A 26,982-nucleotide genomic window follows, 5' to 3' on the forward strand; every position below is an offset into this window, starting at 1 on the left:
GGGGCGGGGCGCGTCAAGCCCGGCGGCAGGGCTGCCGCGTCCGGCGCGCGGCGGCCGTGACGGCCGCTGGAGCGTGAGCGGTTGGGTACCTTCGGCCGATCCGGCCGCAACCGCTCACGCTCCAGCGGTCACCCCGCGCCGCGGCGGCCCCTGACGTGCCGGGAGAGAACGGCGCGCAGCAGCGATTTCAGCGCCAGCGCCTCGGCCTCCGGGTAGCGGGCCAGCACCTCGGCCTCATGCTGCCGGGCGGCGACCACCAGCTCCGCGACGATGGCCTCGCCGCGCGGGGTGAGGCCGATGCGGACCACGCGCCGGTCGCGCGGATCCTGCGCCCGCCGCACCAGCCCGTCCCGCACCATGCGGTCCAGCAGCTTGGTCATGGTGGGCTGCTGCAACAGGCAGATCTCGGCGAGGCCCGTCACCGTCTCCCCAGAGCTGCCCACCAGCCCGGCGAGAACCCGCCAGACCGGGACGCTGACGCCCTTGCGGCGGAGCTGCTCGTGGAATTCCTCGGAAATCAGGTGCGAGGCCCGGGCCATGAGGTAGAGCAGGTAGTCATCGATGAAACGCGAGGCAGAGTCATCGTGCGGCTGAGGAGCGGTCATGGGGCGGAATTGCGCGCTTTGCTCATGATTTTCGACATCGTAGCGGAGCTTCCGCCGGATTGCTCTGAAATAGTTCTCTCATGCGAAAATTGCATTTTCATGGATGCTGCGCCATGCGAATTTTTCGGGGAAAAGGGCACGGGACATGCTGACGGACCGGATCGAAGCGCCATGGCTTGCCGCCTTCGAGGAGGTGCTGCGGCTCTGCGCCGCCACGCCGGGGCTGCCGGTCTGCCTGCTGGCGGAAAGCCAGTCCCGTGCCCTGAACCTGGAGCTGGCGGAGCTCGCCGCGCTGCGGCTCGGCTGCCGGCCCTTCCGCTGCGTGCTGCCGACGCCGCCCCAGAGCGCGCCGGTGCCGGTGCGCTCCACCGGCGCCTCCCGCGCCCTGCAGGGGCACCCGGCGGCGCTCGCCGCGCTGAAGGCCTCGCCCCTCATCCTCGACCTGACGCTGGAAGGGCTGCTGCACGCGCCGGAGCTGAAGGAGATCCTCGGCGCCGGGTCGCGGGTGATGATGGTCTCGAACGAGCATCCGGAGGCGCTCGCCCGGCTGGTGCCGCGGCCGGAGGATGAGCCGCAGGTGAAGGCGGCGGTGAAGCGGGCGCGGGCGGCGAAGCGGATGACCGTGACCTCCGCCGCCGGCACCGACCTCACCGTCACCATGGAAGGTGCGGCCACCGCCGGCGTCTGGGGCTGGACGGATCGGCCGGGCACCGTCGCGCATTGGCCGGGCGGCGTCGTCGTCTCCTTCCCCCGCGCCGGCAGCGTGAACGGCACGCTGGTGCTGGATGCAGGCGACGTGAACCTGACCTTCAAGCGCTACCTGGAGCGCCCGGTGCGGCTGACCATCGAGGATGACCACGTCACCGCCATCGCGGGCGAGGGCACGGATGCCGAGCTGATGCGCCGCTACTGGGCCGCCTGGGGCGACCGCGCCGCCTATGCCGTCTCCCATGTCGGCTGGGGGCTGAACGGGCGGGCGCGCTACGAGGCGCTGGCGATGTACGACCAGCGCGACACCAACGGCACCGAGCTGCGCGCCTTCGCCGGCAATTTCCTGTTCTCGACCGGTGCCAATGAATTCGCCGGCCGCTACACGGAAGGGCATTTCGACATCCCCGTGCGCGGCTGCACCATCGCCCTCGATGGCGAGCCCGTGGTGACGGAAGGGAGGCTGGTGGCGTGACCTTGGTATTGCTGCATGGCATCGGCGGGGCCGCCTGGGGCCCGACGCTGCCCGCCCTCGCGCCCTGGACGGTGCTGGACTGGCCGCTGCCCGGCTATGGCGGCTCGCCGATGCTGGCGGAGACCAGCTTCCCCGCCTGGGCCACGGCGCTGCGCGAGGCGCTGGACCGGGCGGGGGTGGCGCGCGCGGTGCTGCTCGGCCATTCCATCGGCGGCATGCTGGCGCAGGAATTCGCGCTCACCTACCCGGAGCGGGTGCGGGCCCTGATCCTCTACGCCACCACGCCGAGCTTCGGCGGCCGCGACCCGAGCTTCGCCGAGGCCTTCCTGAAGGAGCGGCTGGCGCCGCTCGAGGCCGGGCAGAGCATGGCGGCGCTGGCGGCGGAGAGCATGCCCTCCCTGCTCGGCCCTGAGGCGCCCCCTGAGGCCGCGCCAGCCGCCATCGCCGCCCTGGCCGCGACACCGGAGGCCGCCTACCGGGCGACGGTCCGCTGCCTGACCACCTTCAACCGGCGCGAGGAGACGGGGCGCATCGCCGCCCCCACCCTGCTGGTCGCCGGGGAGCGCGACCCGCTCGCCCCGCCGCGCACCATGGAGCGGATGAGCCAGGCCATCGCCGGCAGCCGGCTGGTGGTGCTGCCGCGCGCCGGGCATCTGGCGCATCTGGAATATCCCGCCGCCTTCAACGACGCGGTCGCCGGCTTCCTGCGGACGCTCTGAGCGATGGATGCGCCGATCTTCGACCCCGCCGCCTTCCGCCTGACGCCGCAGGAGGCGGCGCTGACCGCCAGGGCGCGGGAATTCGGCGCCACGGTGCTGGCCCCGCGCGCCGCGCGCTGGGACCGGGAGGCGAGCTTCCCGACCGAGAATTACCGGGACATGCACCGGAACGGGCTGCTCGGCATCTGCATCCCCCGGGAGGAGGGCGGCGAGGGCGCGGATTTCCGCGCCTATTGCCTGACGGCGGCGGAGCTGGGGCGCTATTGCGGCGCCACGGCGCTGACCTGGAACATGCATGTCTGCTCCACCCTCTGGACCGGCGCGTTGACCGAGGATCTGGAGATGGAACCGGCGGTCCGGGCGGAGCATCGCCGCCGCCGGCAGGGGCATTACCAGCGCATTCTGCGCGATGGCGCGGTCTATTCCCAGCCTTTCTCGGAGGGCGGGGCGGCCGCCGCCGGCGGCGCCGCCTTCGGCACCACCGCGCGGCGCGCTCCGGGCGGCTATGTCATCAACGGCCGGAAGATCTTCGCCAGCCTCGCCGGGCATGCGGATTACTACGGCATCCTCTGCACCGAGCTGACGGAGGGCGAGGAGAAGCTCTCCCGCCGCAATACCCTCTACCTCGCCGTGCCGCGGGATGCGTCCGGGGTGACGGTGGAGGGCGAGTGGGACCCGCTCGGCATGCGCGGCACCGTCTCCCGCAACCTGGTGTTCAAGGATGTCTTCGTCGAGGAGGAAGCGGCGCTGATGCCGCCTGGCCTCTACTTCCAGGCGGCGACGCGCTGGCCGCACATGTTCATGACATTGAGCCCGACCTATATGGGCATCGCCCAGGCGGCCTATGACTTCACCATCGCCTATCTGCGCGGCGAGTGGCCGGGCATGCCGCCGGTGAAGCGCCGCATGTACCCCACCAAGCAGATCGCCGTCGCCGAGATGCGGGTGATGCTGGAGCAGACCAAGGCGCTGTGGTTTCAGGCCGTCGCCGAGGCCGGGCCGGATCCGGGGAAGGAAGGAGTGCTGCGCGCCTGGGCGGCGCAGCACACGGTGATGGAGAATGCCGCCGCGCTCGCTGCCAAGGCGATCCGCACCTGCGGCGGCCAGGCGATGCTGAAGTCGCTGCCGCTGGAGCGGCTCTACCGGGATGCCCGCTGCGGCTCCCTCATGTTGCCCTGGACGGCAGAGCTCTGCATCGACCGCATCGGGCGGGATGCGCTCTACGAGAAGGGCGAGACGGATTGATGCAGCCGGCCGCCGCACCGGGGCCGGGAGGCCGCTGATGCTGCATCGCTGGCTGGACCGCCATGCCGCGCGGACACCCGACAGGGTGGCGCTGCGGCATGGGGCCGAGGCCATCACCTATGCCGGGCTGGCGGCGCAGGCGGCGGCGCTGGCGGGCGGGCTGGGGGCGCGAGGCATCGGGCGGGGCGACCGCGTCGCCTTCCTCGGCCTGAACCATCCGGCGCAGCTTGTCCTGCTGGCGGCCTGCGCCCGGCTGGGCGCCATCCTGGTGCCGCTGAACTGGCGGCTGGCGGCGCCCGAGCTGCGCTTCATGCTGGAGGATTCCGGCGCCCGCCTGCTCTTTGCCCTGCCGGAGCACCTGGCCCTGGCCGAGGCCGCCCTGCCCCCCGCCTGCGCCCTGCTGGCGCCCGCGGCGCCGCCCACCGGCCCGGCCCCACCGGCGCTGGGGGAGGCGGGCGACGCGCTGCTTCTCATCTATACCTCCGGCACCACCGGCCGGCCGAAGGGCGCGGTGCTGGACCAGCGGGCGCTGCTGGCCAATGCGCTGAACGGGCGGCGGCTGCACGCGCTGGGGCCGGCGGACCGGGTGCTGACGGTGCTGCCGATGTTCCATGTCGGCGGGCTGAACATCCAGACCGTGCCGGCGCTGCTGGCCGGCGCCACGGTGCTGCTGCACCCCCGCTTCGAGCCGGACGCCTTCTTCGACACGCTGGCGGCGGAGCGCCCGACCCTGACCCTGCTGGTGCCGGCGGTGATGCAGGCGCTGGTCGCGCATCCGCGCTGGAAGACGGCCGACCTTTCCTGCCTGCGGGCGATCGGCGCCGGTTCCTCCGACGTGCCGCTGCCCCTGATCGAGGCTTTCCAGGCACGCGGCGTGCCGGTGCAGCAGGTCTATGGCGCGACGGAGACCAGCCCCATCGCCCTCTACCAGTCGGTGGCGGAGGCGATGGCGCATCCCGGCTCCATCGGCCGCCCGGCGGCGCTGTGCGATTGCCGGGTGGTGGATGCGGCCGGCCGCCCCCTGCCGCCGGGCGAGGCCGGCGAGATCGAGGTGCGCGGGCCCAATGTGATGCGGGGCTACTGGAAGGCGCCGGAGGCCACGGCGGCGGCGCTGCGGCAGGGCTGGTTCCGCACCGGCGATGTCGGCATCCGCGATGCCGCGGGGCGCTTCTGGTTCACCGACCGGCTGAAGCACCTGATCATCTCCGGCGGGGAGAACATCTACCCCGCGGAGGTGGAGCGGGTGCTGCGGGAGGCGCCGGGGGTGGCGGAGGGCGCGGTCTGCGGCCGGCCCGATCTGCGCTGGGGGGAGGTGCCGGTCGCCCTGGTGGTGCCGGGGGAGGGTTTCGACCCCGACGCGGTGCTGCGCTTCTTCGAGGGCAGGCTGGCGCGCTTCAAGCATCCCCGCGCCGTCATCGCCGTGCCGAGCCTGCCGCGCACCGCCCTCGGCAAGGTGCAGGTCGAGGCGCTGCGGGCCATGGCGGCCGGCGCCCATTCCTGAGGCCGGCGGGCGGCTGCCCCTGGCGGGTCTTACCAGCCGTGCGACAGGCTGACCGATATCGGTCCGTGGGCGCGCAGCCGCCACATCAACCCGGCGCGCGATACCCGGCTCGGCACGCAAGGACCTTCCGAGCCGGGTATCAGGCCCCGTCGGCCTTCAGCACCTCGCCGGCCAGATAGAGGCTGCCGCAGATCAGCACCCGCGCCGGCGGGCCGGAGAGCTGCGCCAGCGCCCCGGCGACATCCGGCCCCGGCCGGGCCACGCCGCCACTCGCCTCGATGATGCGCTCCACCGGCGTCGCCAGGTGCTGGCCGGGCTCCGCTACCGCGAAGAGGGTGGTGGCCAGCGGCAGCAGCGGGCGGAGGAAATCCGCCACCACCTTGCTGCCCTTCATCCCCACCACCAGGTGCAGCGGCCGGTCCCGCCAGGTGGCGCAATGGGCGGCCAGCGCCGCGCCGCCGCCGGCATTGTGCCCGCCATCCAGCCACAGCTCCCAGCCCGGCGGCAGGCGCTGCGCCAGGGCGCCGTGCAGCCGCTGCAGCCGCGCCGGCCATTCCGCACGGCGCAGCCCCTCGGCGATCGCCGCCTCGCTCAGCCAGGGCGGGTTCCAGGCGCGCAGCGCGGCGATGGCGATGCCGGCATTCTCCGCCTGATGCGCGCCGAGCAGGGCGGGCGGCGGCAAGGCCAGCTCGCCGCCCGCGTCGCGGTAGAGCAGCCCGTCCGGCCGCGGCGCCACCTCCCAGGCCTCGCCGCGCGCCAGCAGCGGGGCGCCGACCGTGGCGGCATTCTCCCGCAGCACCTGCATCGCCTCCGGCGCCTGCGCACCTGTGGCGCAGGGCACGCCAGGCTTCATGATGCCGGCCTTCTCCCCGGCGATGCCGGCCAGCCGGTCGCCCAGGAACTCCATATGGTCCATGGAGATGGAGGCGATCGCCGTCGCCGCCGGGCGCTCCACCACATTGGTCGCGTCGAAGCGGCCGCCGAGCCCGACCTCCAGCACCAGCAGGTCGGCCGGGACGCGGCTGAACAGCAGCAGCGCGACGGCGGTGATGACCTCGAACACCGTGATGGGGGCGCCTTCGTTCACCGCCTCCACCTCCGCCAGCGCCGCCGCCAGCGCATCCTCCTCCACCAGCCTGCCGGCCAGGCGGATGCGCTCATGGAAGCGGACGAGGTGGGGGGAGGTGTAGACATGCACGCGCTGCCCGGCGGCTTCCGCGATGGCGCGCAGGAAGGCGCAGGTGCTGCCCTTGCCATTGGTGCCGGCCACATGCACCACCGGCGGCAGGGCGCGCTCGGGATGGCCGAGCTTCGCCAGCAGCGCCTGCAGCCGCCCGAGGCTGAGGTCGATCAGCTTCGGATGCAGCGCGTGCAGGCGGTCGATGATCTCCTCGGAGCGGCTCATGCAGCGGGCGCCGGCCCCTCGGGCGAGGGCGAGGCGAGGGAGAGCATGGGCTCCGCCGCCGGCGCCGGCTGGCGCTCCGGCAGGCGCAGCAGCCCGATGAGGCGGGCCAGCGTCGCCCGCATCTCGCCGCGCTTCACCACCATGTCCAGGATGCCGTGGGCCAGCAGGTATTCGGCGCGCTGGAAGCCTTCGGGCAGCTTCTCCCGCACCGTCTGCTCGATGACCCGGGCGCCGGCGAAGCCGATCATGGCGCCGGGCTCGGCGATCTGGATGTCGCCCAGCATGGCGAAGCTGGCGGTCACGCCGCCCGTCGTCGGGTCGCAGAGCACCACGATGAAGGGCAGCCCCACCTCCTTCACCATGCGCGTGGCGATGACGGTGCGCGGCATCTGCATCAGCGAGATGGCGCCTTCCTGCATGCGCGCGCCGCCGGAGGCGGTGAAGACGATCAGCGGCGCATCCTGCAGCACGGCGAGGCGGGCGGCGGTGACCAGCGCCTCGCCCACCCCGGCGCTCATCGAGCCGCCCATGAAGCTGAAATCGAAGGCGGCGGCGACGACGCGGTTGCCCTCGATGGCGCCATGGGCGACCACTACCGCATCCTCCTGCCCGGCCTTGGACTGCGCCTCCCGCAGCCGGTCCACGTAGCGGCGCTGGTCGCGGAAGCGGAGGGGATCCTGCGGCGCCTTCGGCAGCTCTATGCGCTGCCAGCCCTCATCCAGCGTGTAGTCCAGGCGCTGGCGGGCGCCGACCCGCATATGGTGGCCGCAATGCGGGCAGACATGCAGGTTCCGCTCCAGGTCGCGGTGGAAGACCATCTGCTCGCAGGCGGGGCATTTATGCCAGAGATTCTCCGGCACCTCGCGCGGCGCGCCGAACAGCGTCTTGATCTTGGGCAGCGCCCACTCGCTGATCCAGTTCATCGGGTCCTTCCGCGGCGGCGACGCCCCCTGGGCGGCCGGGGGAGGAGTTAGGGCGGGGCGCAGGGAGAGGCAAATTTTTGCCGGCCTCGCTCGACTCCGAGGCGCGGGGTGCGGGGCGGGGCGGGGAGGCTGGCGCCCGGATCGCGGACTGCGCCCTCCCCGGCATGGCGGGCCTCGGACCTGCCGGGGAGCGGCTTTTTGTCCCCCGGAGCATTTTCGGTTCACATGCGCTCGCCGAAAGCGCTCTACGCCTATGTTTGCAGAGCAGCTTCGCGCCTTCAGGCGATGCCGCCCTAGAGCAGCCTCCGACCTGATGGACCAGCGCGTGATCCATCAGGTCGGAGACAAGCTGCTCTAGAACTTGTATTTTCCAGAGGAAGAAATCCGATCAGGTGATTCCACTGGGTCGGCTATTGCTCCAGGGTGATGTGCTCCAGGCGTCGGTCGGCCGACCAAGCTGACCAGCCCTGGTGGTGCCGCGCCCCTTCCCGGCATGTGATCCCTCGCCCCCATTCGCTGAAAGGCCCTGGCCGCGGCGGCCTCACCGCCCCGGCGCGGCCCCGGCCGAGGCGGCGAGATGCTCCGCGAGGCGCCGGGCATGCGAGGGCAGGGCCTCGAGGCGCCGCACCAGCACCATCAATTGCCGCTCCGCCCAGGGATCCTCCAGCCGCACCAGGGCGAGCGCCCCCTGCCCGTGCCAGCGCCGCGCCGCCGCCTCGGGTACCACGGCGAGGCCGGCGCCCAGCGCGACCATGCGGCAGGCGGTGTCCAGCCCGCGCACCCGCACGCGGATCCGCATCCGCCCGCCCGCCCGCGCCGCATGCCCGGCCAGATGCCCGCCAAGGGCGCTGTCATCCGCAAGGCCGACGAAATCACCGCCCAGCGCCTCGGCGAAGGCGATCCGCCCGCGCCCCGCCAGGGGGTGGCCCGACGGGGCGATGAGCACCAGCCGGTCGGCCCGGAAGGGCCGCACCTCCAGCCCCGTGACATCCGCATGGCCGGCGGCGATCCCGATCTGCGCCTCCTCCTCCGCCACCGCCCGCGCCACCTCGGGGCTGGAGCGCTCGCCCAGCTCCACATCCACATTCGAATTCGCGGCGAGGAAAGCGGCGAGGCATTCAGGCAGGAATTCCGCCACAGCGGCGGTATTGGCCAGCAGCCGCACATGGCCCTTCAGGCCGCGCGCATAGGTGCCCAGTTCGCCGCGCATCCGCTCCACCTGGCCGGTTACCAGCCGCGCATGGCGCAGCAGGGTGCGGCCGGCCTCGGTCGGCACCACGCCGCGGCGGCCCCGCTCCAGCAAGGGCACGCCCGCCTGCTCCTCCATCCCCCGCACCCGCGCGGAGGCCGAGGCCAGGGCGAGGCCGGCCCGCGCGGCGCCCGCCGTGATGCTGCCCTCCTCCACCACATGCAGGAACAGCCGCAGATCGGTCAGGTCGAAATGCATGCGCGGCGTGCCTTCGGCTATGGCAGAGACAGGCTACGCCAATCCCGCATTGCGGGGCAGCGCCGCCGGGCCGCATCGTCCGGCGCATGACGGACAGCCTCTCCCTCCCGCTCCTGCTCTGCTGCATATTCCTGCTGGCCGGCATGGTGAAGGGCCTGCTCGGCCTTGGCCTGCCGACCGTCGCCATGGGCCTGCTCGGCCTGGCCATGCCGCCGGTCGAGGCGGCTGCGCTGCTCATCCTGCCTTCGTTCGTGACGAATGTCTGGCAGCTCCTTGCCGGGCCGCGCTTCGGCGCCCTGCTGCGGCGGCTCTGGCCCATGATGCTGGCCATCGCTGCCGGCACCCTGGCCGGATCGGGGATCATCGCCGGCGCGGCCGCCCATGCCGCCAGCGCCGCGCTGGGGGCCGCGCTGGCGCTCTATGGCTTGGTCGGGCTGGTGCAGCCCCGGCTCCGCGTGCCGCCGGCGGCGGAGCCCTGGGCGGGGCCGCTGAGCGGGGCGGCGACCGGGCTGATCACCGGTGCGACCGGCGTCTTCGTCATCCCGGCCGTGCCCTATCTCGGCTCGCTCGGCCTGGGGCGGGATGAGCTGGTGCAGGCGCTCGGGCTCTCCTTCACCGTCTCCACCATCGCGCTCGCGGCCGGCCTCGCGCTGCATGGCGCGCTGCCGCTCGCGGCCTCGGGCAGCTCGCTCCTCGCGGTGCTGCCGGCGCTTGCCGGCATGTGGCTCGGCGGCCTGCTCCGCGCGCGGGCGCGGCCCGAGGTCTTCCGCCGCGGCTTCTTCCTCGGGCTGCTCCTGCTCGGGGGCGAGCTCATCTGGCGGGGGCTGGGGTGACGGGCGGCCGCACCGGCCGGGCCGCCGGGCGCCTGACCCTCGCCTGCGCGGCGGCGCTGCTCCTGGCCGCGCCCGGCCCGGCGAGAGCCGATGAGGCGCGCACCCTCTGGACGCCGCATGGCATGGCCTGGCTCTTCCTGCCGCCGGCCGCGGGCCCCGGCCCTCATCCCGTGGTGCTGGTCCTGGCGGACCGCCCGGGGGCGGATGGCCGCGAGACGCCCTATCTGGACTACCTGCTGCAGGCGGGCATCGCCGTCCTCAAGCTGATGGTGGACGAGCCCGACGCGGCCATGACGCTACTGACGCCGCCCTGGCTGCGGCGCATCGCCCGCGACATCGCGCCAGGGCGGCTGGATGGCACGCGCATCGGCCTGCTCGGCTTCGGCGGCGGCGGGCGCGCCGCCCTTGCTGCGCCGCCCGGGCTGCCGGCCGCCGCCCTCTACCCGGCCTGCGCCGGCCTGGCGCCGCGCCACCACACCGGGCCGACCCTGCTGCTGCATCCGGACGATCCCGCCGAGACGGCCGCCTGCCGCCACGTCACCCCGGGCGCCGAGCCACTGCGCGGCGCCACCCATGGCTGGGACCATGGCCACGGGCCATGGGAGGACGGGACCGCCCTGCTGCCGCACCCCGATGGGTCAGCGACGCGCCTTTTCTCGCGCAGCGACGGCCGGGCGACGCAGGCGGCGGTGGCGCGCGTGGTCCGGCATTTCGCGGCCGCCTTCGGCAGCACGGCCTCTGTTCCTGGACAGCCGCATGCGGGGGACCATGCCGGTCGCTTCCCGTCCGGGGCGGAGATGGATGCCATCCGTAGCGACGTACCGCCATCGGACGCCGGATTGCCGGACGAGGCCGCCCCGGCGGCCTATCGGGAAGACCACTAGCCATTGTCTTCAGTGGCCTGCTGATCCGCCGCGTGCGTGGGAGATCCCGCGAACTTCGCGGGCAGGACATCAGCTCCGGGCGGCGCACTGGGGCGTGAGGCCGCAGGCGGGGCCGGCTTCATCCGCCGCGTGCCACGAGGACCCTGTCCGCGGCCGGGCTGTCCGGAGTCAGGAACCGCCTCGGCCGCCGCGAATCGGGGCAGCCGGGATCAGGGCGCCCCGCCGAGCGCCAGCCGCGCCGCCGTCGCCAGCTTGTCCGCCCGCTCGTTCATCGGGTCGCCGGCATGGCCGCGCACCCATTTCCATTCCACCTGATGCGGCTTGGCGGCGGCCAGCAGGCGCTGCCACAGCTCCATATTCGCCACCGGGTCCTTGGCGGCGTTGCGCCAATTGTTCCTCACCCAGCCATGGACCCAGCGGCTGATGCCGTTCCGCACATATTCGCTGTCCGTGTGCAGCACCACGCGGCAGGGACGCTTCAGCGCCTCCAGCGCGGCGCAGGCCGCGGTCAGTTCCATGCGGTTGTTGGTGGTGGCCGGGTCGCCGCCGCTCAGCTCCTTCTCCACCTCGCCGAAGCGCAGGATCGCCGCCCAGCCCCCGGGGCCGGGATTCGGCTTGCAGCCGCCATCGGTCCAGATCTCGACCAGGGCAACCCCCTCCCCCATCTCAGCCACCGAGCGCCTCCGGCCCCGAGGCGGTGGAGAAGAAGCGGAGCTTGCGGAGGTATTCCAGCGGGTCCTTGCGCGTCACCAGCGCGCCCGGGGGCGTCGTCGTCCAGTCATACAGCCGGGTCAGCAGGAAGCGCAGCGCGGCGCCGCGGCAGAGCACCGGCAGCGCCGCCCGCTCCGCCGCCGAGAGCGGCCGCTGCCGGTGATAGGCGCCGATCAGCGCCCGCGCCTTGGTCACGTTGTAGGCCCCGTCCGGCTCGAAGCACCAGGCGTTCAGGCAGACGGCAAGGTCATAGGCCAGCAGGTCGGTGCAGGCGAAGTAGAAGTCGATGAGGCCGGAGACCTGGGGTTGGCCGCCCGGGCCCTCCAGGAAGAAGACATTGTCGGGGAAGAGATCGGCATGGATCTGCCCCTCCGGCAGCGCCCCCGCCGCCGGCCAGGCGGCGAGGAGGCCCGCCAGCGCGGCGTCGAGCTGGGCGATGAGGCCGGGTTGCACCGCATCCCCCTGCGCCCGGCAGCGGTCGAGCAGCGGCGCCCAGCCGGCCGGGCCGAGGGCGTTCGGCCGCCGCCCGGGGAAATCCGCCCCGGCGGCGTGCAGCCGGGCCAGCGCCTCGCCCAGCGGCGCGCAATGCTCCGGCCGGACGCGGCGAGGCCAGACGCCGGGCAGGAAGGTGCAGATGGCCGCCGGCCGCCCGGCCAGCCGCCGCAGCGCCTGCCCGTCCCGCGCCGCCACCGGCTGGGGGCAGGCCAGGCCGCGCGCCGCCAGGTGCTGCATCAGCCCGAGGAAATAGGGCAGCTCGGCGGGGTCCACCCGCTTTTCGTAAAGCGTCAGGATGAAGTCGCCGGCCCCGGTCTGCAAAGCGTAGTTCGAATTCTCCACCCCCTCGGCGATGCCGCGATAGGCGCGCAGCTCGCCCAGCTCGTACTCGGCCAGGAAGGCACGCAGGGCTTCGTCGGAGACTTCGGTATAGACCGCCATGCGGGGCTTCTAGCTTGCCCCTTGCCGCAGGGCGAGGGCGCCAGGCGCCCCCGCGGGCGGCAACTCAGGTGGCGGCCTGCAGGGCGGCCGGCAGCTTGAAGGTCACGGTCTCCTCCGCCACCACCACCTCCTCGATCTCCAGCTCGAACCGCTCCCGCAGCCGGGCCAGCACCTCCTCCACCAGCACCTCCGGCGCGCTGGCGCCGGCGGTGATGCCGATGGTGCCGAGACCCTCGGCCATCGCCGGGTCCAGCTCCCGCCCCCGCTGCACCATCAGGGCGCGGGGACAGCCGGCGCGCTCCGCCACCTCCACCAGCCGGAGGGAGTTGGAGGAATTGGGCGCCCCCACCACCACCATCAGCGCGGCGCGCGGCGCGATGGCCTTCACCGCCGCCTGGCGGTTGGTGGTGGCGTAGCAGATATCCTCCTTGGCCGGAGCGTGGATCTGCGGGAAGCGCGCCTTCAGCGCGGCGACGATGCCGCTGGTGTCGTCCACCGAGAGCGTCGTCTGGGTGATGAAGGCCAGCGGCCGGTCGGTCGGCACTGGGGCGGTGCGGGCCTGCTCCTCATCCTCGATGAGCGTCACCATGCCATCGGGGAGCTGGCCCATGGTGCCCACCACCTCCGGGTGCCCGGCATGGCCGATGAGCAGGATGTGCCGACCGCGGGTGAAATGCTGCTCCGCCTCCCGGTGCACCTTGCTCACCAGTGGGCAGGTGGCGTCCAGGTAGAAGAGCTTGCGGCGGGAGGCCTCGGCCGGGACGGATTTCGGCACGCCATGGGCGCTGAACACCACGGGGGCGTCGTCCGGCACCTCGTCCAGCTCCTCCACGAAGATGGCGCCCTGGCGTTCCAGGGATTGCACGACGAAGCGGTTATGGACGATCTCGTGCCGGACATAGACCGGGGCGCCGTAGCGCCGCAGCGCCTCCTCCACGATCTTGATGGCACGGTCCACGCCGGCGCAGAAGCCGCGCGGCCCGGCCAGCAGCACATGCAGCCGGGGCTTGTCGGAACGGGGCGGCTGGGGGATTTGATCCATGGTGTGATGTGCTCGCAGGCCTCGGGTTGCCGTGCCGTGGCGCCGGCGGGCAGAGTGCGGGCGCACACTAGCCGTCAGCGATGCGGGCTCAAGGGGGAAGATGGGGATGCGGAGTCGAGTTGTCCTGGCCGCCGGGCTCACGGCGGCGCTGGCGGGGTGCGGCTCGGCCCCGTCCGGCGCGCCGCTGGCCTGCCCGACGCCGGGGATTCTGGCGGAAGGCGCCGACCTCACCCGCTACCGCCCCGGGCCGGTCAGGGATCTGACGACGCTGGAATTCGATGCGCGGCTGACCGGGCTGAGCGGCGGCTGCAATCCGGGCCGGGGGAACCGCAGCATCGAGATGAAGATCGTCGCGAGCTTCACCGTGGAACGCGGCGCGGGGGCGGAGGGGCGGGTCTTCGAACTGCCCTGGTCCGTGGTGATGATCGATCCGGCGACGGACCGGATCATTGGCCAGGATTTCGTGGAACAGGTGGGCTTCGGCCGCAACGAGACGCGGACAAGCTTCCAGAGCGCGCCGGTGACGGTGACCCTGCCCCTGGGCGAGGGCAGGCGGGCGCAGGATTACCGCATCTGGGCCACCTTCGCCCTGACGCCTGAAGACCTCGCCCTCAACCGCCGGCGGGGGCCACGCTAGATCCCCACGACGTTGCTGCGCAACGCCGTGGGGGCCCCGGAAGAGGCGTGACGACCGGCGCCTCGCACAGCCTGCCGCGGCGAAGCCGTGGCAGGACAACGGGCGGTCCGGTTGGGCCGGGTGCAGGGCTGGCGGCCTGCCTTGGGTACGGATTTGTTGCCGGCCCGGGCCGTCATCGCCGGCAACGGCTCGGCGCCCGAACAGCCCTGAATCAATACCTTGCTCCACCTGCCACGGCCGGGCGATGGGCGATCCCATGCGCTCGGGCGGCGGGGCTGGTGGCCTGCCTTATGAACCAGATGGTTGCCGCCCTGGGTCATTCTGGCGGGTGGCGAAGGTTGCGCCGGGAGGGCTTCCCGGGCTAGACCGGCGCTACCCGCAGATCCCGCGCGGGAGAGAGGGGCTTCACCGCCCCCGCCGAAGGCGCAACCGGCCCCCGGAAACGCTCAGGCAGAAGGGCCGCGCGGGTAGGGACCTCTGGAAAGCCTGGGGCTTCAGGGCCTCGGCACCGACGGAGTAAGGCGCCGAACCGCATCCCCGGATGCCGGCCAGGGCCGAATCTCTCAGGTTACCGGACAGAGGGGGGCCACGATCGCAACTCACGCCGCTACCGCGGCAGGGGGATTCGTGGCCGATACCGAGAAGCTTCTCACCATCCCGCTCGATTCGCTGCATCGCAGCCTCGGCGCCCGCATGGTGCCCTTCGCCGGCTACGCCATGCCGGTGCAGTACCCCGAAGGCATCCTGACGGAGCATCTGCACACCCGCGCCCAGGCCGGGCTGTTCGATGTCTCCCATATGGGCCAGGCCGAGATCGTCGGCGAGGGCGCCGCGGCGGCGCTGGAGCGGGTGACGCCCGCCGACGTCCAGGGCCTGAAGCCGGGCCGCCAGCGCTACGGCTTGCTGACCACCGAATCGGGCGGCATCTTCGACGATTTCATGGTCGCCAATCTCGGCGACCGGCTCTTCCTGGTGGCGAATGCCAGCCGCAAGGCGGAGGATTTCGCCCTAATCGCCGCCGCCCTGCCGGCCGGTGTCACCCTGAAGCCCCTGCCGGACCGCGCCCTGCTGGCGCTGCAGGGCCCGGGCGCCGTCGCCGCCCTGGCGCCGCTGGCCCCTGCCCTCACCGCCCTTTCCTTCATGGGCGTCGCCGCGGCGGAGATCGCCGGCATCCCGGTGCTCGCCAGCCGCAGCGGCTATACCGGCGAGGATGGCTGGGAGATCTCCTGCCCCGCCGAGCAGGCGGAGGCCCTGGCCCGGGCCCTGCTGGCCCAGCCCGAGGTGGCGCCGGCCGGCCTCGGCGCCCGGGATTCCCTGCGGCTGGAAGCCGGGCTCTGCCTCTATGGCAACGATATCGACGAGACGACCAGCCCGATCGAGGCGGCGCTGACCTGGACCATCGGCAAGCGCCGCCGCATGGAATGGGACTTCCCCGGCGCCGAGCGGGTGCGGGAGGAACTGGCGAACGGCCCCAAGCGCCTGCGCGTCGGGCTGCGGCCGGAAGGCCGCCAGCCGGCCCGCGGCCACACCCCCATCCACGCCCCGGGCGGTGGCCAGATCGGCGAGATCACCTCCGGCGGCTTCGGCCCCAGCCTGAACGGCCCCATGGCCATGGGCTATGTGGCGCGGGAGCACGCCACGGACGGCACCGCGCTGGAGCTGATGGTGCGTGGCAAGCCCCTGCCCGCCCGCATCTGCCCCATGCCCTTCATCCCCCATCGCTACGCCCGATAAGGATCGTCACGCCAATGTCCGACATGCGCTTCACCAAGGACCATGAATGGGTGCGGGCCGACGGCGATGCCGCCACCGTCGGCATCACCGACCATGCGCAGAACGCGCTGGGCGATGTGGTCTTCGTGGACCTGCCCGAGGTGGGACGGGAGGTAGCGGCTGGCGAGGCCATCGCCGTGGTCGAGAGCGTGAAGGCCGCCTCCGACGTCTATGCCCCGATCGCGGGCCGGATCGTCGAGGTGAACGCCGCCCTCTCCGAGGACCCCGGCCTCATCAACCGCGAGCCGACCGGCGAGGGCTGGTTCTTCAAGATCGAGCCGAAGGATCCGGCGGAGATCGCCGCCCTGCTCGATGACGCGGCCTATGCCGCCTTCGTGGAGAGCCTGGCGTGAGCATCCTCGACGAATTGGAAGCCCTGGAGGACCGCGGCGAATTCGCCCGGCGCCATATCGGCCCCGGCGAGGCCGAGATTGCCGACATGCTGAAGCTGGTCGGCGCGGAGAGCCTCGAAGCGCTGGCCGGCCGCACCGTGCCGGCCGCCATCGCCGGCGCCGACCTCTCCCTCCTGCCGCCCCCGGCGACGGAGGCCGAGGCGCTGGCCGAGCTGCGGGCGCTGGCCGCGCAGAACCGGTCCGACATCAAGTCGCTGATCGGCCTGGGCTATTACGGCACCCACACCCCGCCGGTCATCCTGCGCAACGTGCTGGAGAATCCCGGCTGGTACACCGCCTACACCCCCTACCAGGCGGAGATCGCCCAGGGGCGGCTGGAAGCGCTGGTGAATTTCCAGACCATGGTGGCCGACCTCACCGGCCTGCCGGTCGCCAACGCCTCCCTGCTGGATGAGGCGACGGCCGCGGCCGAAGCGGTGACGCTGGCCCATGCCGCGCACAAGGCGAAGGGCAGCACGCTGCTGGTCGCCGCCGACCTGCATCCGCAGACCCTGGCCGTGGTGCGCGTCCGCGCCGAGCCGGTGGGCATCCGCGTCGTCGTGGTGCCGCCCTCGGAGGTGGTCGCCGCCTGTGCCGCGGAGAAGCCCTTCGCCCTGCTGCTGCAATATCCCGGCACCACCGGCGAGGTGCGCGACCTGGCGCCGGAGATCGCCGCGGTGCAGGCGGCGGGCGGGCTTGCCATCGTCGCCGCCGATCCGCTGGCGCTGACCCTGCTGACCCCGCCGGGCGAGATGGGCGCCGATGTCGTGGTCGGCTCCACCCAGCGCTTCGGCGTGCCGCTCGGCTATGGCGGGCCGCATGCCGCCTACATGGCGGTGAAGGATGCGCTGAAGCGGCTGCTGCCCGGGCGCCTGGTCGGCGTCTCCGTCGATGCCGCCGGCAACCCGGCCATGCGCCTCGCCCTGCAGACCCGCGAGCAGCATATCCGCCGCGAGAAGGCGACGAGCAACATCTGCACCGCCCAGGTGCTGCTGGCCGTCATGGCCAGCATGTATGCGGTGTGGCACGGGCCGGAGGGGCTGAAGCGCATCGCCAGCCGCGTCGCGCTGCAGGCGCGGGTGCTGGCCGCGGCGGCGCGGCGGGGCGGCTTCACCCTGCGCCATGATGCCTTCTTCGACACCATCGCCATCGAGGCCGGTGACCGCGCCGAAGCGCTGGTCGCCGGTGCGCTCGCCCGCGGCTTCAACCTGCGGCGGAAGGGCGGGCTGGTCGGCATCGCCCTCGACGAGACGGTGACGCGGGAGGAGCTGGCGAGCCTCGCCGAGCTGCTCGGCGGCGGCGCGCTGGACGGGCTGGCGCCCATGGGCGGCATTCCCGCGGCACTCGCCCGCACCTCGCCCTTCTGCACCGCCGAGGTCTTCAACAGCCACCATAGCGAGCATGCGATGCTCCGCTACCTGAAGCGGCTGGAGGACAAGGACGTCGCGCTGAACCGCAGCATGATCCCGCTGGGGTCCTGCACGATGAAGCTGAACGCGACGGCGGAGATGATCCCCATCACCCTGCCGGGCTTCGCAGGGATGCATCCTTTCGCGCCGATCGATCAGGCGCAGGGCTATCTCACCCTGATCCGCCGGCTGGAAACCTGGCTGGCGGGCATCACCGGCTTCGCCGCCGTCTCGCTGCAGCCCAATGCCGGCAGCCAGGGCGAGTATGCCGGGCTGCTGGCCATCCGCGCCTGGCATCAGGCGCAGGGCCAGGAGCATCGCGACATCTGCCTCATCCCCAGCAGCGCGCATGGCACCAACCCCGCCTCCGCGGTGATGGCGGGGATGAAGGTGGTGGTGGTCGGCTGCGACCGGGACGGCAATGTCGATGTCGCCGATCTGCGCGCCAAGGCGGAGCAGCACGCGGACAGGCTGGCCGCGCTGATGATCACCTACCCTTCGACCCATGGGGTGTTCGAGGAAGCCATCCGCGAGATCTGCGCCCTGATCCATGCGAAGGGCGGGCAGGTCTATATGGATGGCGCCAACATGAATGCGCAGGTCGGGCTGACCTCCCCGGCCGCCATCGGCGCCGATGTCTGCCACCTGAACCTGCACAAGACCTTCTGCATCCCGCATGGCGGCGGCGGCCCGGGCGTCGGGCCGATCGGCGTCGCGGCGCATCTGGCACCGCACCTGCCGAACCACCCGCTGCTGGCCGAGGCCGGGCCGGCGACGGGCTATGGTCCGGTGAGCGCCGCGCCCTTCGGCAGCGCTGCCATCCTGCCCATCTCCTATACCTATATCCGCCTGATGGGGGCGGCGGGGCTGACGCGCGCGACGCAGGTGGCGATCCTCAACGCCAACTACATCGCGCAGCGGCTGTCGGGGCATTTCCCGGTGCTCTACCGGGGCGCCCGCGGCATGGTGGCGCATGAATGCATCCTGGATTGCCGCGGCTTCCAGCAGGGCGGCGGCGTGCTGGTGGAGGACATCGCCAAGCGGCTGCAGGATTACGGCTACCACGCGCCCACCATGTCCTGGCCGGTCTCCGGCACGCTGATGGTGGAGCCGACGGAGAGCGAGCCGAAGGCGGAGCTGGACCGCTTCTGCGACGCCATGATCGCCATCCGCGCCGAGATCCGCGCCGTGGAGCAGGGCCGCAGCGACCGCGCCGACAACCCGCTGAAGAACGCGCCCCACACCGCCGGGGAGGTGATGGCGGCGGAGTGGACGCACCCCTACAGCCGGGAGGAGGCCGCCTTCCCGGCGCCCTTCGTGCGGGCGCATAAATTCTGGCCGCCGGTGAAGCGCGTGGACAATGTCCATGGCGACCGCAACCTGGTCTGCACCTGCGCGCCGCTGGAGGCCTATGCGCAGCAGATGCAGCTGCAAGCCGCCGAATAGTTGAGGGAGCGCTGCTCCCCCTCAAGCTCCCCCTCGCAAAGGGCCGAAAGGCCCTTTGAACCCTTGAGTTTTGCGCTTCGACCGTCGGGTCCGAAACTCATGGTTTCCAAAGGCCCTTCGGCCTTGGGCGGGTGGAGTTCGAGGAGGGCAGAGCCCTCCTCGACCCTGCGGCACGGAAAATGCCACGCCCCCCAGCCCAGCCCCGAGGAGCGCGCCCTTGCCCGCCACCCACCACATCGAACCCACGCTCGAGAACATCCGCTGGGGTGCCTTCGACGCCGCCGTGCCGCCGGTGAAGGAGGTCGCACCGGGCGACCTTGTCATCCTTGAATGCGTCTCCGGCGGGCCGGAGGTGATGCCGGATGCGGGCAGTGGCCTGTCCCTGCCACCGCGCCTCGCCGCCATCCATGCTGCCGGCGTGCCGCGCCTCGGCCCGCATATCCTGACCGGCCCCGTCGCCGTGAAGGGCGCCGAGCCGGGCGACTGCCTGCGCGTCGATATCGAGCGCATCGACCTCGGCGCCGATTGGGGCTTCTGCGCCTTCCGCCCGCTGGCGGGCACCCTGCCGGAGGATTTTCCCTACAGGCGCGTGCTGCACATCCCGGTGGACCGCCAGGAGATGACCTGCAAGGTCCCGGTCGGCCCCGGCATCACCATTCCCCTCGCCCCCTTCTTCGGCGTCATGGGCGTTGCCCCGCCGGAAGACTGGGGCGCGATCTCCACCAAGGAGCCGCGTGCCCATGGCGGCAACCTGGACAACAAGGAACTTGGCGCCGGCGCCACGCTCTACCTGCCGGTCTTTGTCCCGGGCGCCAATTTCTCGGCTGGCGACGGGCATGGCGTGCAGGGCGATGGCGAGGTCTGCATCAATGCACTGGAGATCTGCCTGACCGGCCATTTCCGCCTGGGCCTGGAAAAGGGCGGCGGCGCCAAGGATCCGGTGCTGAAGTATCCCCGCGCCGAGACCGCCACGCATTTCATCAGCATGGGCATGCATGAGGATCTGGACCTGGCGATGAAGCAGGCGCTCAGGGAGATGATCGCCTTCATCGTCTCCCGCTCCAACCTCTCCGCCGCCGATGCCTACCAGCTTTGCAGCCTCTGCGTGGATTTCCACGTCACCCAGACGGTGAACGGCGAGAAGGGCGTGCACGGGCTGCTGAAGAAGGGGCTGCTGTTCTAGTCTCCCCACGACGGCGCTGCGCGCCGCCGCGGGGGCCCCGGAGGCGCTGTCCTGCCGGCATCCGGCACAGCCCGCCACGGCAAAGCCGTGGCGGGACACCGGGCGGCGAAGATGACACCACCTCCCTTCCTGGCTGGCGGGGTTGGCGGCACTGCCGCCAACGCGGCAGGGGTGGCTCCCACCCGCAGCCCCGGGCAACTCCTGCACCACCCCCCTAAACCAGCGCAAACCCTTCCAAAGTTTCACCCGGCCGCCCGTCTTCTTCATCAACCCGCAACGAAACCCGGCGGGATTGTCACAAAACATTGCGGCAGAGCTAGCGCCTTCGCCGCGGGGAGCCCTTTCCCCGCAACCTCCGGAAGCCATCGCTCATGCCGAAAGCCTGCCCGCCGCGCCGCGCTGCCCTGCCGCTTGCCGCTGCCTCCCTTTCCCTGCTCGCCGGCGCCGCGGCCGCCCAGCCTGTCGTCATCGGCAGCGCCACCTTCGAGAATCAGGGCTTGGTCGGTGTCGGCCGCGCCCCCGCCACGGCGCGCGACCTGTTCGGCGACACGCTGAGCTTCGGCTCCGGCCTGGTCATGGACCTCAGCACCTGGCGCCGGAATGGCGACAGCTACAGCGGCGTGCTCTTCGGCCTGCCCGACCGCGGCTGGAACACCCAAGGCAGCGTGGACTACCAGGCGCGGCTGCAGCGCTTCGCCATCACCCTCAGCCCCTATTCCGGTGCCGCCATCCTCCCCGCCGGGCCGGGGCAGCAGAGCCAGCTCGGCCTCAACCTCACCCAGACCCTGGGCCTGAGCGATGGCAACGGCACCCCGACCACCGGCCTCGATGCCTCCGGCACCCGCCCGGCGGGCGGCGGCTTTCCGGTGCTGCCCATCGGCGCCAATGGCCGCGTGGCGCTGGACACCGAAGGCGTGGTGCGCAGCCGCGACGGCAGCTTCTGGATCAGCGACGAATACGGCCCTGGCATCTACCGTTTCAGCGCCGATGGCAGGATGCTCGGCGCCATCCGCGCCCCGGATGCGCTGATCCCGATCCGCAACGGGGTGGAGCAGTACTCCTCCAACAACCCGCCCGCCGGCCAGCCGGGCCCGACGCCCGCCAACCCCGTGACCGGGAGGCAGAACAACCAGGGCTATGAGGGGCTGGCGATCAGCCCGGACGGCCGGACGCTGACCGCCCTGCTGCAGAGCGCGACGCGCCAGGATGGCGGCAGCGCCGCCGGCACCCGCTACTACACCCGCATGCTGACCTATGACATCAGCAACCCGGATGCGCCGCGCCTTTCCGGCGAATACGTCGTCCGCCTGCCGCAATACGTGAACGCCGCCGGCCAGACCCTGGTGGCGGCGCAGAGCGAGCTGCTGCAGCTCAACCGCACCCAGTACCTGATGCTGTCCCGCGACAGCGCCGCCGGCTTCACCTATGCCGATGCCGCCTCCGCCTATCGCGCCATCAGTGTGGTGGATGTCAGCGGCGCCACCAACATCGCCGGCAGCGCCTATGACGGCACCACCCCGGTCGCGCCGGCCGGCGTGCTGGTCGGCAGCGTCACGCCGGCCGCGGTCTCCGCCTTCCTCAACATGAACGACAACGGCCAACTCGCCCGCTTCGGCCTGCACAACGGCCTGCCCAACACCCCGAACAACCTCTATGAGAAGTGGGAGGGCATGGCGCTCGTGCCGGTGCTGGACCGCAACCGGCCGCATGATTTCTTCCTGCTGGTGTCGAGCGACAACGACTTCATCACCACCAATGGCAGCATGCAGGGCACGCCCTATGCCGAGGCGAACGACGTGGACAATGTCGTCCTCGTCTACCGCGTCGCCCTGCCCACCTATATCGACCCGCTGGCGCTGCAGTCGCTGGAGGTGACGGCGCTGCCCCTGGCCCGGGCGACCGGCGAAAGCGCGCTGCAGGTGGCGCGCACCGTGCTGGGTCAGGCGGATGCCCGCGTCTTCAACCTGCGCACCCTGACGGGCCGGGAGGATGCGGCGACGGCCCCGCGCTTCAACGCCTATGTGACCGGCGCCTTCAACTTCACCCGCACCGACGGCAGCGGCAGCGCCGGCTACGCCTATGGCCCGGGCGGCAGCACCGGCCGCGCCGCCGCCGACCCGGATGTGCGGGCGGTGACGGCGGGCGGCGACTATCGCGTCACCCCCAATCTGCGCCTCGGCCTCTCGCTCAGCTACTACGACACCAGCACCTCGCTCTCCGGCAGCAGCCGGATCGACGGCACCGGCGGCGCGGTCAGTCCCTATGCCACCATGACCTTCGGCGCGAGCTGGCTGGACCTGCAATACAGCTATCTGTTCGGCGACTGGGACATCCGTCGCGACACCCAGATCTATGGCCTGACCGGCCGCGGCAAGCCGTCCGGCAGCGGCCACCTCATTCAGCTCAGCGCCGGGCACAATTTCACCTCCGGCCCGGTGGTCTTCGGCCCGACCGGGCGGCTGAGCTACAGCCACCTGACGATCAACGGCTACACGGAATCGGAGGCGATCCACGCCGCCGCCCGGGTGCCGCGGCAGGATTTCGAGCAGGCGGTGCTGAACCTGGGCGGGCAGGTCTCCTGGCCGCTGCGCTTCGACTGGGCGCAGGTGGTGCCCCAGCTTCGCGCCGGCTACGACATCGCGCTGACCGACGACAAGCGCGACATCGCCATCAGCCTCGCCACCGTGGCACGGCCGGAGGCGCAGGTGACCGGGCCGGTCGGGACGCTGAACCAGAGCGGCTTCCGCGGCGGCGCCGGCGTGGTGTTCCGGCGGGAGAATTTCTCGCTGCTGCTGGACTACGACATCCGCACGCGCCGCGAGGGCACGCTGGACCACCTCTTCACCATCTCGCTCGGCATGGCCTTTTGATTTCCCCATGACGTTGCCGCGCAACGCCATGGGGGCCCCGGAGGACGCTCGGCAAGCGGCGCCTCGCACAGCCTGAAGCGGCGCAGCCGCTTCAGGGCACCGGCGGCGCAGTGGCAGCGTGCTGCCTCAGTGCCAGCGGTGGTGGTGGATGCGGCGCTGGCCGCGGGCTGCCAGGGCGCCGGCGGCGAGGGCGCCGAGGCCGGCCAGCACCGTCGCGGTCAGCGCCGGATGGAGCTGCGCTTCCAGGAACAGGCTGGTGCGGCGCAGCGGCGCCACCGGGCGCATCAGGCTCTTCTCCGTCCCATCCTCCCGCGCCGCGTGCAGATTGTCCGCCCGCGCCGGCTTCGGCCGCTTCCGGGTGGTCTGCGCGCCATAGCCCACCGCCTCCAGCACCAGATCCGTCGCGCGGGGGAAGAGCGTGCCCATCAGCGAGATGGCGTGGCCGCCGAAGCCCACCACGATCTCCCGCTTGCGATGCTCGCAGGCATAGAGGATGGCGCGGGCGACGAGGCGCGGGTCATAGGCCGGCGGCGGCACGCGGACGCCGGGGGAATCCAGCAGGTTCTTCGCATGCTCCTGGAAGGGCGTCTCGATGCCGGAGGGCTTGATGAGCGTCACGCTGATCGGCGCGCCGTCCCGCTCCAGCTCCATCCGCAGCGCATCGGTGAAGGCGCGCACGGCGTGCTTGGTGGCGGAATAGGCGCCCTGCAGGATCATGGAACGGTCGGACAGCACGCTGCCGATATTGACGATGGCGCCGCCGCGCCGGCGCAGCGCCCGCGCCGCGATGGTGCTGCCATGTACCACGCCCCAGTAATTCGTCTCGAACAGCCGGTGATGATCCGCGAGGGGCAGCTTCTCCAGCTCGCCATAGACCGAGGTGCCGGCATCGTTCACCCAGGAATCATAGCCGCCGAAGACCTCCTCGGCCTTCTTCGCCGCCGCTTCCAGCTCCTCCAGCTTGCCGACATCGGCGGCGTAGTGGTCGGCGCGGGCGCCGCGGCCACGCAGTTCCTCGACGATGCGCGACAGCGCCTCCTCGTTCCGCGCGATGAGGAAGACCGCGGCGCCGGCCTGGGCCGCGGCGCGGGCGGTGGCGAGGCCGATGCCGGAGCTGGCGCCGGTGATGACGATGGTCTGCTGCGAGAGCGGCTTCAGCCGGATCCGCGCCATGGGGCACCTCGGGGTCAGGGGACGCGCCCTCAACCGCGCCCCACCCCCCGGGTTCCCGCCGCCGGGCGCCTTGCTCCCCCTCGCCGCTCCCGCTGCCCGTTGGCCTGGCACGGCTTTGCCGCGCCAAGCTGTGCGGGGCCCTGATCGCTTGGCACCCCGGCCTCCCCACGGCATCGCGCAGCGATGGCGTGGGACCTAGATCGCCAGCGTGCCCGCCTTGGCCGCGGCGTAGCGTTGCCCGACGGCGTCCCAATTCACCACGTTCCACCAGGCGCGGGTGTATTCGGCGCGGCGGTTCTGGTAGCGCAGGTAATAGGCGTGCTCCCAGACATCATTGCCCAGCAGCACCCGGCCGCCTTCCATCAGCGGCGTGTCCTGGTTGGGCTTCTGCTGGATCGCCAGCCTGCCCTCCCGCGTCACCGTCACGAAGGCCCAGCCGGCGCCGAACTGGGTGTTCGCCGCCTGCTCGAAGCGGGTGCGGAACTGGTCGAAGCCGCCCAGATCGCGCTCGATGGCCGCCAGCAGCTCGCCGGAGGGCTGCCCGCCGCGGCCGCCCATCACGCCCCAGAACATGGTGTGGTTGGCGTGGCCGCCGCCATTGTTGCGCACGGCCGTGCGGATGCCTTCCGGCAGTTCGCCGATCTTGGCCAGCAGCTCCTCCAGCTTCATCGTATGGAGCTGGCTGTGCTCGCGCAGCGCGGCGTTCAGGTTGTTCACATAGGCCGCATGGTGCAGGTCGTGGTGGATCTGCATGGTGCGCGCATCGATCGCCGCCTCGTTCGCCTCATTGGCGTAGGGCAGCGGCGGCAGGGTGAAGGGGCCGGTCGGGGCGGAGGAGGCCGCCTGGGCGAAGACCCGCCGTGGCAGGGCGAGGGTCAGGGCGGCGCCGGCGGCCCCGAGCAGCAGGGCGCGGCGGGCATGGGTGGCGTGCATGGCGGTCTCTCCCAGGTGGTTGCGGCAGGAGATGGTTCGGCCCGGCCGCAACGCCAAGGGCGGCATCGCTGCCGCCACCGGCATCCGGGCAGCGGAACGGCCGGGCTGTCCGCTGCCCTCCCGCCACTTCCCCCCTGCCGGCTGCGCGGGGCTGCTCGCCGGGCGCGCTTCCCGCCCCGCATGGCCCCTCATGGCCACGGCGTCGCGGGGCTACCCGCCGCGCAACAGGATCATGGGGGGTTCGCGGTAGGCGAAGGCGGCATAGCCATCCCAGGCCACGGCGGCCGGGCCGCCGGGGCGCGGCAGGCGGCCGCCGGGCGGCCGGCGCGCCACCAGCACCCCGCCGGTGCCGATCTCCAGCACCAGCCGGATCTCGGGGCCGAGGAACACCACCTCCCGCAGCGCTGCCGGCACGGCGCCCTCGCCCAGCTCCTCGGCGGACATGGCCGCCACCGCCACCTTCTCCGGCCGCACCGCGACGATGCAGCGGCTGCCGGGGCCGCCGGCATCGGCCAGCCGCGCCTCCAGCTCCGGCCCGCAATCCAGCTTCACCCGGGCCATGTCCTCCTCCAGCGCCAGCACCGTGCCGGGCAGCCGGTTGTTCTCCCCCACCAGCCCGGCGACGAAGGCAGTCGCCGGCGCCTCGTACAGCGCCTGGGGCGGGCCCTCCTGCACCACCTCCCCGTCTTCCAGCACCAGGATCCGGTCGGCCAGGGCCATCGCCTCCATCGCCTCCGGCGTGGTCAGCAACACGGTGAGGCCGAGGCGGCGGAACAGCCCCCGCCATGCCAGCGCCAGCCCCCGGCGGGGGGTGGGGTCGAGGCCGGCCAGCGGATCGTCCAGCAGCAGCAGCCTGGGGGCGGGCGCCAGGGCGCGGGCCAGGCAGAGCCGGAGCTGCTGCGCCGGGCTGAGCTGGGACGGGCGCTTGCCCTCCTGCCCCTCCAGCCCGGTCTGCGCCAGCAGCCGCGCCGCCCGGGACGACCGTTCCGCCGCCGGCCAGGTAGCCAGGGCGGGCGCCAGATTCTCCAGCACCGAGCGGTTGCGGAACAGCGCCGCGGGCGGCGGCAGCAGGCCGGGCGGCCCGGCAGGCAGGCGCACCCGCCCCGCCACCGCCCGCGCCTGGCCGGCCAACACCGCCAGCGCCGCGCCGCTGCCGGCGCCCAGCAGCGCCACCACCTCCCCCGGCATCAGCCGCAGATCCAGCGCGCCGAGCCCCGCCGCCGGCAGGCTCAGCCCCTCCAATTCCAGCAGCGCCGTCGAATCCCCCATCGGGCCACGCTCCCCGCCGCCCTCCCCGCTGTCAACGCGGCCTGCGGAACCCGGCGGCGCCGGGCCGCGTTGCTGCGGCAAGGTTACCCCTTCGGAAGGAGCCATGCGATGAGCAGCAGCGCCGCCAACGACCTGTCCCAGGACGCCCGCAACCTGAAGGAGCAGGCGAAGGACAGCGCCACCCGCGTCAGCGACGACGCGCGGGAGGAACTGGCGAGGCTCCGCGCCCAGGTGGAGCGGCTGATGTCGGAGCGCGTCACCCCGGCGCTGGCCGGCGCCGCCGACCAGGTGCAGGACTATGCTGACCGCGCCCGCGCCACCATCGAGGAGCAGGCGGACGCCTTCAGCGAAACGGTGCGGGAGCGGCCGCTGATGGCCGTGGCCGTCGCCGCGATCGGCGGCTACCTGATCGGCCGGCTGATGGGCGGCAACACCTACGTCTATCCGCGCGACCGGCACTGAG

23 protein-coding genes and 2 riboswitches are annotated in these 26,982 nt (G+C 72.4%); of the genes, 13 read left to right on the forward strand and 10 right to left on the reverse strand.

All coding sequences use genetic code 11. The features are described 5' to 3' along the window. Window positions 1-128: 128 nt before the first annotated feature. The gene (locus NJ376_RS00770) at window positions 129-605 is read right to left on the reverse strand and encodes a MarR family winged helix-turn-helix transcriptional regulator (protein ID WP_252951302.1); all 477 of its coding nucleotides are present in this window, start codon (window positions 603-605) and stop codon (window positions 129-131) included. 145 nt (window positions 606-750) lie between these two features. Between NJ376_RS00770 and NJ376_RS00775 the strand changes: the two genes are divergently transcribed. The 4 genes from NJ376_RS00775 to NJ376_RS00790 are packed head-to-tail and all read left to right on the forward strand — an operon-like array spanning window position 751 to window position 5,253. Next, a complete protein-coding gene (locus tag NJ376_RS00775) occupies window positions 751-1,788 on the forward strand; it encodes a 2,5-dihydroxypyridine 5,6-dioxygenase (protein ID WP_252951303.1) in 1,038 nt (345 codons plus the stop codon). Continuing rightward, complete coding sequence (locus NJ376_RS00780) at window positions 1,785-2,507, forward strand: alpha/beta fold hydrolase (RefSeq protein WP_252951304.1); 723 nt, start codon at window positions 1,785-1,787, stop codon at window positions 2,505-2,507. The genes NJ376_RS00775 and NJ376_RS00780 overlap by 4 nt, the downstream gene beginning before the upstream one ends. Window positions 2,508-2,510: 3 nt before the next feature. Then, window positions 2,511-3,752, forward strand: a complete 1,242-nt coding sequence (locus NJ376_RS00785) for an acyl-CoA dehydrogenase family protein (protein WP_252951305.1) — start codon at window positions 2,511-2,513, stop codon at window positions 3,750-3,752. A 37-nt stretch (window positions 3,753-3,789) separates the two neighbouring features. Then, window positions 3,790-5,253, forward strand: a complete 1,464-nt coding sequence (locus NJ376_RS00790; RefSeq protein WP_252951306.1) for a class I adenylate-forming enzyme family protein — start codon at window positions 3,790-3,792, stop codon at window positions 5,251-5,253. Window positions 5,254-5,392: 139 nt separating this feature from the next. Here the strand turns inward: NJ376_RS00790 and NJ376_RS00795 are convergent, their stop codons facing one another. From NJ376_RS00795 to NJ376_RS00805, 3 genes are all read right to left on the reverse strand, one after another. After that, window positions 5,393-6,658, reverse strand: coding sequence for a bifunctional folylpolyglutamate synthase/dihydrofolate synthase (locus NJ376_RS00795; protein ID WP_252951307.1), 1,266 nt, complete (start codon window positions 6,656-6,658; stop codon window positions 5,393-5,395). Next, window positions 6,655-7,581 carry an acetyl-CoA carboxylase, carboxyltransferase subunit beta gene (accD, locus tag NJ376_RS00800; protein WP_252951308.1) on the reverse strand — a complete coding sequence of 309 codons (927 nt, stop codon included), beginning with the start codon at window positions 7,579-7,581 and terminating at the stop codon, window positions 6,655-6,657. The genes NJ376_RS00795 and accD overlap by 4 nt, the downstream gene beginning before the upstream one ends. A gap of 541 nt (window positions 7,582-8,122) precedes the next feature. Next, a complete protein-coding gene (locus NJ376_RS00805) occupies window positions 8,123-9,028 on the reverse strand; it encodes a LysR substrate-binding domain-containing protein (protein ID WP_252951309.1) in 906 nt (301 codons plus the stop codon). Window positions 9,029-9,114: 86 nt separating this feature from the next. Here NJ376_RS00805 and NJ376_RS00810 point away from each other — a divergent pair, with 86 nt between their 5' ends. Together NJ376_RS00810 and NJ376_RS00815 are read left to right on the forward strand one after the other, a co-directional pair. Then, window positions 9,115-9,861, forward strand: a complete 747-nt coding sequence (locus tag NJ376_RS00810; protein ID WP_252951310.1) for a sulfite exporter TauE/SafE family protein — start codon at window positions 9,115-9,117, stop codon at window positions 9,859-9,861. Next, window positions 9,858-10,745, forward strand: coding sequence for a hypothetical protein (locus NJ376_RS00815; protein WP_252951311.1), 888 nt, complete (start codon window positions 9,858-9,860; stop codon window positions 10,743-10,745). The genes NJ376_RS00810 and NJ376_RS00815 overlap by 4 nt, the downstream gene beginning before the upstream one ends. Window positions 10,746-10,954: 209 nt before the next feature. Here NJ376_RS00815 and rnhA read toward each other — a convergent pair whose 3' ends face one another. The 3 genes from rnhA to ispH all read right to left on the reverse strand — a co-directional run bounded on the left by rnhA (window position 10,955) and on the right by ispH (window position 13,434). Further along, window positions 10,955-11,410 carry a ribonuclease HI gene (rnhA, locus tag NJ376_RS00820; RefSeq protein WP_252951358.1) on the reverse strand — a complete coding sequence of 152 codons (456 nt, stop codon included), beginning with the start codon at window positions 11,408-11,410 and terminating at the stop codon, window positions 10,955-10,957. A gap of 1 nt (window position 11,411) precedes the next feature. After that, the gene (locus tag NJ376_RS00825; RefSeq protein WP_252951312.1) at window positions 11,412-12,392 is read right to left on the reverse strand and encodes a homoserine kinase; all 981 of its coding nucleotides are present in this window, start codon (window positions 12,390-12,392) and stop codon (window positions 11,412-11,414) included. A 64-nt stretch (window positions 12,393-12,456) separates the two neighbouring features. Next, the gene (ispH, locus tag NJ376_RS00830; RefSeq protein ID WP_252951313.1) at window positions 12,457-13,434 is read right to left on the reverse strand and encodes a 4-hydroxy-3-methylbut-2-enyl diphosphate reductase; all 978 of its coding nucleotides are present in this window, start codon (window positions 13,432-13,434) and stop codon (window positions 12,457-12,459) included. 106 nt (window positions 13,435-13,540) lie between these two features. Between ispH and NJ376_RS00835 the strand changes: the two genes are divergently transcribed. From NJ376_RS00835 to NJ376_RS00860, 6 genes are all read left to right on the forward strand, one after another. Beyond that, a complete protein-coding gene (locus NJ376_RS00835; RefSeq protein WP_252951314.1) occupies window positions 13,541-14,071 on the forward strand; it encodes a hypothetical protein in 531 nt (176 codons plus the stop codon). Window positions 14,072-14,451: 380 nt separating this feature from the next. Next, window positions 14,452-14,543, forward strand: a riboswitch (glycine riboswitch). Between the two features lie 2 nt (window positions 14,544-14,545). After that, a riboswitch (glycine riboswitch) is annotated at window positions 14,546-14,653 on the forward strand. A gap of 45 nt (window positions 14,654-14,698) precedes the next feature. Further along, window positions 14,699-15,805 carry a glycine cleavage system aminomethyltransferase GcvT gene (gene gcvT, locus NJ376_RS00840; RefSeq protein WP_252951315.1) on the forward strand — a complete coding sequence of 369 codons (1,107 nt, stop codon included), beginning with the start codon at window positions 14,699-14,701 and terminating at the stop codon, window positions 15,803-15,805. Window positions 15,806-15,819: 14 nt separating this feature from the next. Continuing rightward, window positions 15,820-16,197 (forward strand): glycine cleavage system protein GcvH, encoded by a 378-nt coding sequence (gene gcvH / locus NJ376_RS00845; protein WP_252951316.1) that lies wholly within the window; start codon window positions 15,820-15,822, stop codon window positions 16,195-16,197. Continuing rightward, entirely contained in the window at window positions 16,194-19,091 is a 2,898-nt protein-coding gene (gene gcvP, locus NJ376_RS00850; protein WP_252951317.1) for an aminomethyl-transferring glycine dehydrogenase, read from the forward strand. The genes gcvH and gcvP overlap by 4 nt, the downstream gene beginning before the upstream one ends. Before the next feature lie 217 nt (window positions 19,092-19,308). After that, window positions 19,309-20,274 (forward strand): acetamidase/formamidase family protein, encoded by a 966-nt coding sequence (locus tag NJ376_RS00855; RefSeq protein ID WP_252951318.1) that lies wholly within the window; start codon window positions 19,309-19,311, stop codon window positions 20,272-20,274. A gap of 371 nt (window positions 20,275-20,645) precedes the next feature. Beyond that, window positions 20,646-23,144, forward strand: a complete 2,499-nt coding sequence (locus NJ376_RS00860) for an esterase-like activity of phytase family protein (RefSeq protein WP_252951319.1) — start codon at window positions 20,646-20,648, stop codon at window positions 23,142-23,144. 126 nt (window positions 23,145-23,270) lie between these two features. Here NJ376_RS00860 and NJ376_RS00865 read toward each other — a convergent pair whose 3' ends face one another. From NJ376_RS00865 to NJ376_RS00875, 3 genes are all read right to left on the reverse strand, one after another. After that, entirely contained in the window at window positions 23,271-24,317 is a 1,047-nt protein-coding gene (locus NJ376_RS00865) for an SDR family oxidoreductase (RefSeq protein ID WP_252951320.1), read from the reverse strand. A gap of 195 nt (window positions 24,318-24,512) precedes the next feature. Further along, window positions 24,513-25,250: a superoxide dismutase gene (locus NJ376_RS00870; RefSeq protein WP_252951321.1), complete on the reverse strand. Its 738-nt coding sequence runs from the start codon at window positions 25,248-25,250 to the stop codon at window positions 24,513-24,515. 210 nt (window positions 25,251-25,460) lie between these two features. Continuing rightward, window positions 25,461-26,519, reverse strand: coding sequence for a TOBE domain-containing protein (locus NJ376_RS00875; RefSeq protein WP_252951322.1), 1,059 nt, complete (start codon window positions 26,517-26,519; stop codon window positions 25,461-25,463). A 108-nt stretch (window positions 26,520-26,627) separates the two neighbouring features. Between NJ376_RS00875 and NJ376_RS00880 the strand changes: the two genes are divergently transcribed. After that, complete coding sequence (locus NJ376_RS00880; protein WP_252951323.1) at window positions 26,628-26,981, forward strand: DUF883 family protein; 354 nt, start codon at window positions 26,628-26,630, stop codon at window positions 26,979-26,981. The last annotated feature ends 1 nt before the right edge of the window (window position 26,982 follow it).

The sequence above is a fragment of the Siccirubricoccus soli genome (genome assembly GCF_024178315.1).
GTDB classification, from domain to species: Bacteria; Pseudomonadota; Alphaproteobacteria; order Acetobacterales; family Acetobacteraceae; genus Siccirubricoccus; species Siccirubricoccus soli.

Excerpts from the sequence above, each read along its gene's own strand:
- NJ376_RS00835 (WP_252951314.1), top strand. The coding sequence starts at position 13,541 with ATGCGGAGTCGAGTTGTCCTGGCCGCCGGGCTCACGGCGGCGCTGGCG.
- NJ376_RS00805 (WP_252951309.1), bottom strand. The coding sequence starts at position 9,028 with ATGCATTTCGACCTGACCGATCTGCGGCTGTTCCTGCATGTGGTGGAG.
- NJ376_RS00810 (WP_252951310.1), top strand. The coding sequence starts at position 9,115 with ATGACGGACAGCCTCTCCCTCCCGCTCCTGCTCTGCTGCATATTCCTG.
- NJ376_RS00880 (WP_252951323.1), top strand. The coding sequence starts at position 26,628 with ATGAGCAGCAGCGCCGCCAACGACCTGTCCCAGGACGCCCGCAACCTG.
- NJ376_RS00785 (WP_252951305.1), top strand. The coding sequence starts at position 2,511 with ATGGATGCGCCGATCTTCGACCCCGCCGCCTTCCGCCTGACGCCGCAG.
- NJ376_RS00860 (WP_252951319.1), top strand. The coding sequence starts at position 20,646 with ATGCCGAAAGCCTGCCCGCCGCGCCGCGCTGCCCTGCCGCTTGCCGCT.
- NJ376_RS00775 (WP_252951303.1), top strand. The coding sequence starts at position 751 with ATGCTGACGGACCGGATCGAAGCGCCATGGCTTGCCGCCTTCGAGGAG.
- NJ376_RS00795 (WP_252951307.1), bottom strand. The coding sequence starts at position 6,658 with ATGAGCCGCTCCGAGGAGATCATCGACCGCCTGCACGCGCTGCATCCG.
- NJ376_RS00790 (WP_252951306.1), top strand. The coding sequence starts at position 3,790 with ATGCTGCATCGCTGGCTGGACCGCCATGCCGCGCGGACACCCGACAGG.
- NJ376_RS00865 (WP_252951320.1), bottom strand. The coding sequence starts at position 24,317 with ATGGCGCGGATCCGGCTGAAGCCGCTCTCGCAGCAGACCATCGTCATC.
- gcvH (WP_252951316.1), top strand. The coding sequence starts at position 15,820 with ATGTCCGACATGCGCTTCACCAAGGACCATGAATGGGTGCGGGCCGAC.
- NJ376_RS00870 (WP_252951321.1), bottom strand. The coding sequence starts at position 25,250 with ATGCACGCCACCCATGCCCGCCGCGCCCTGCTGCTCGGGGCCGCCGGC.
- rnhA (WP_252951358.1), bottom strand. The coding sequence starts at position 11,410 with ATGGGGGAGGGGGTTGCCCTGGTCGAGATCTGGACCGATGGCGGCTGC.
- NJ376_RS00770 (WP_252951302.1), bottom strand. The coding sequence starts at position 605 with ATGACCGCTCCTCAGCCGCACGATGACTCTGCCTCGCGTTTCATCGAT.
- NJ376_RS00875 (WP_252951322.1), bottom strand. The coding sequence starts at position 26,519 with ATGGGGGATTCGACGGCGCTGCTGGAATTGGAGGGGCTGAGCCTGCCG.
- accD (WP_252951308.1), bottom strand. The coding sequence starts at position 7,581 with ATGAACTGGATCAGCGAGTGGGCGCTGCCCAAGATCAAGACGCTGTTC.
- NJ376_RS00825 (WP_252951312.1), bottom strand. The coding sequence starts at position 12,392 with ATGGCGGTCTATACCGAAGTCTCCGACGAAGCCCTGCGTGCCTTCCTG.
- ispH (WP_252951313.1), bottom strand. The coding sequence starts at position 13,434 with ATGGATCAAATCCCCCAGCCGCCCCGTTCCGACAAGCCCCGGCTGCAT.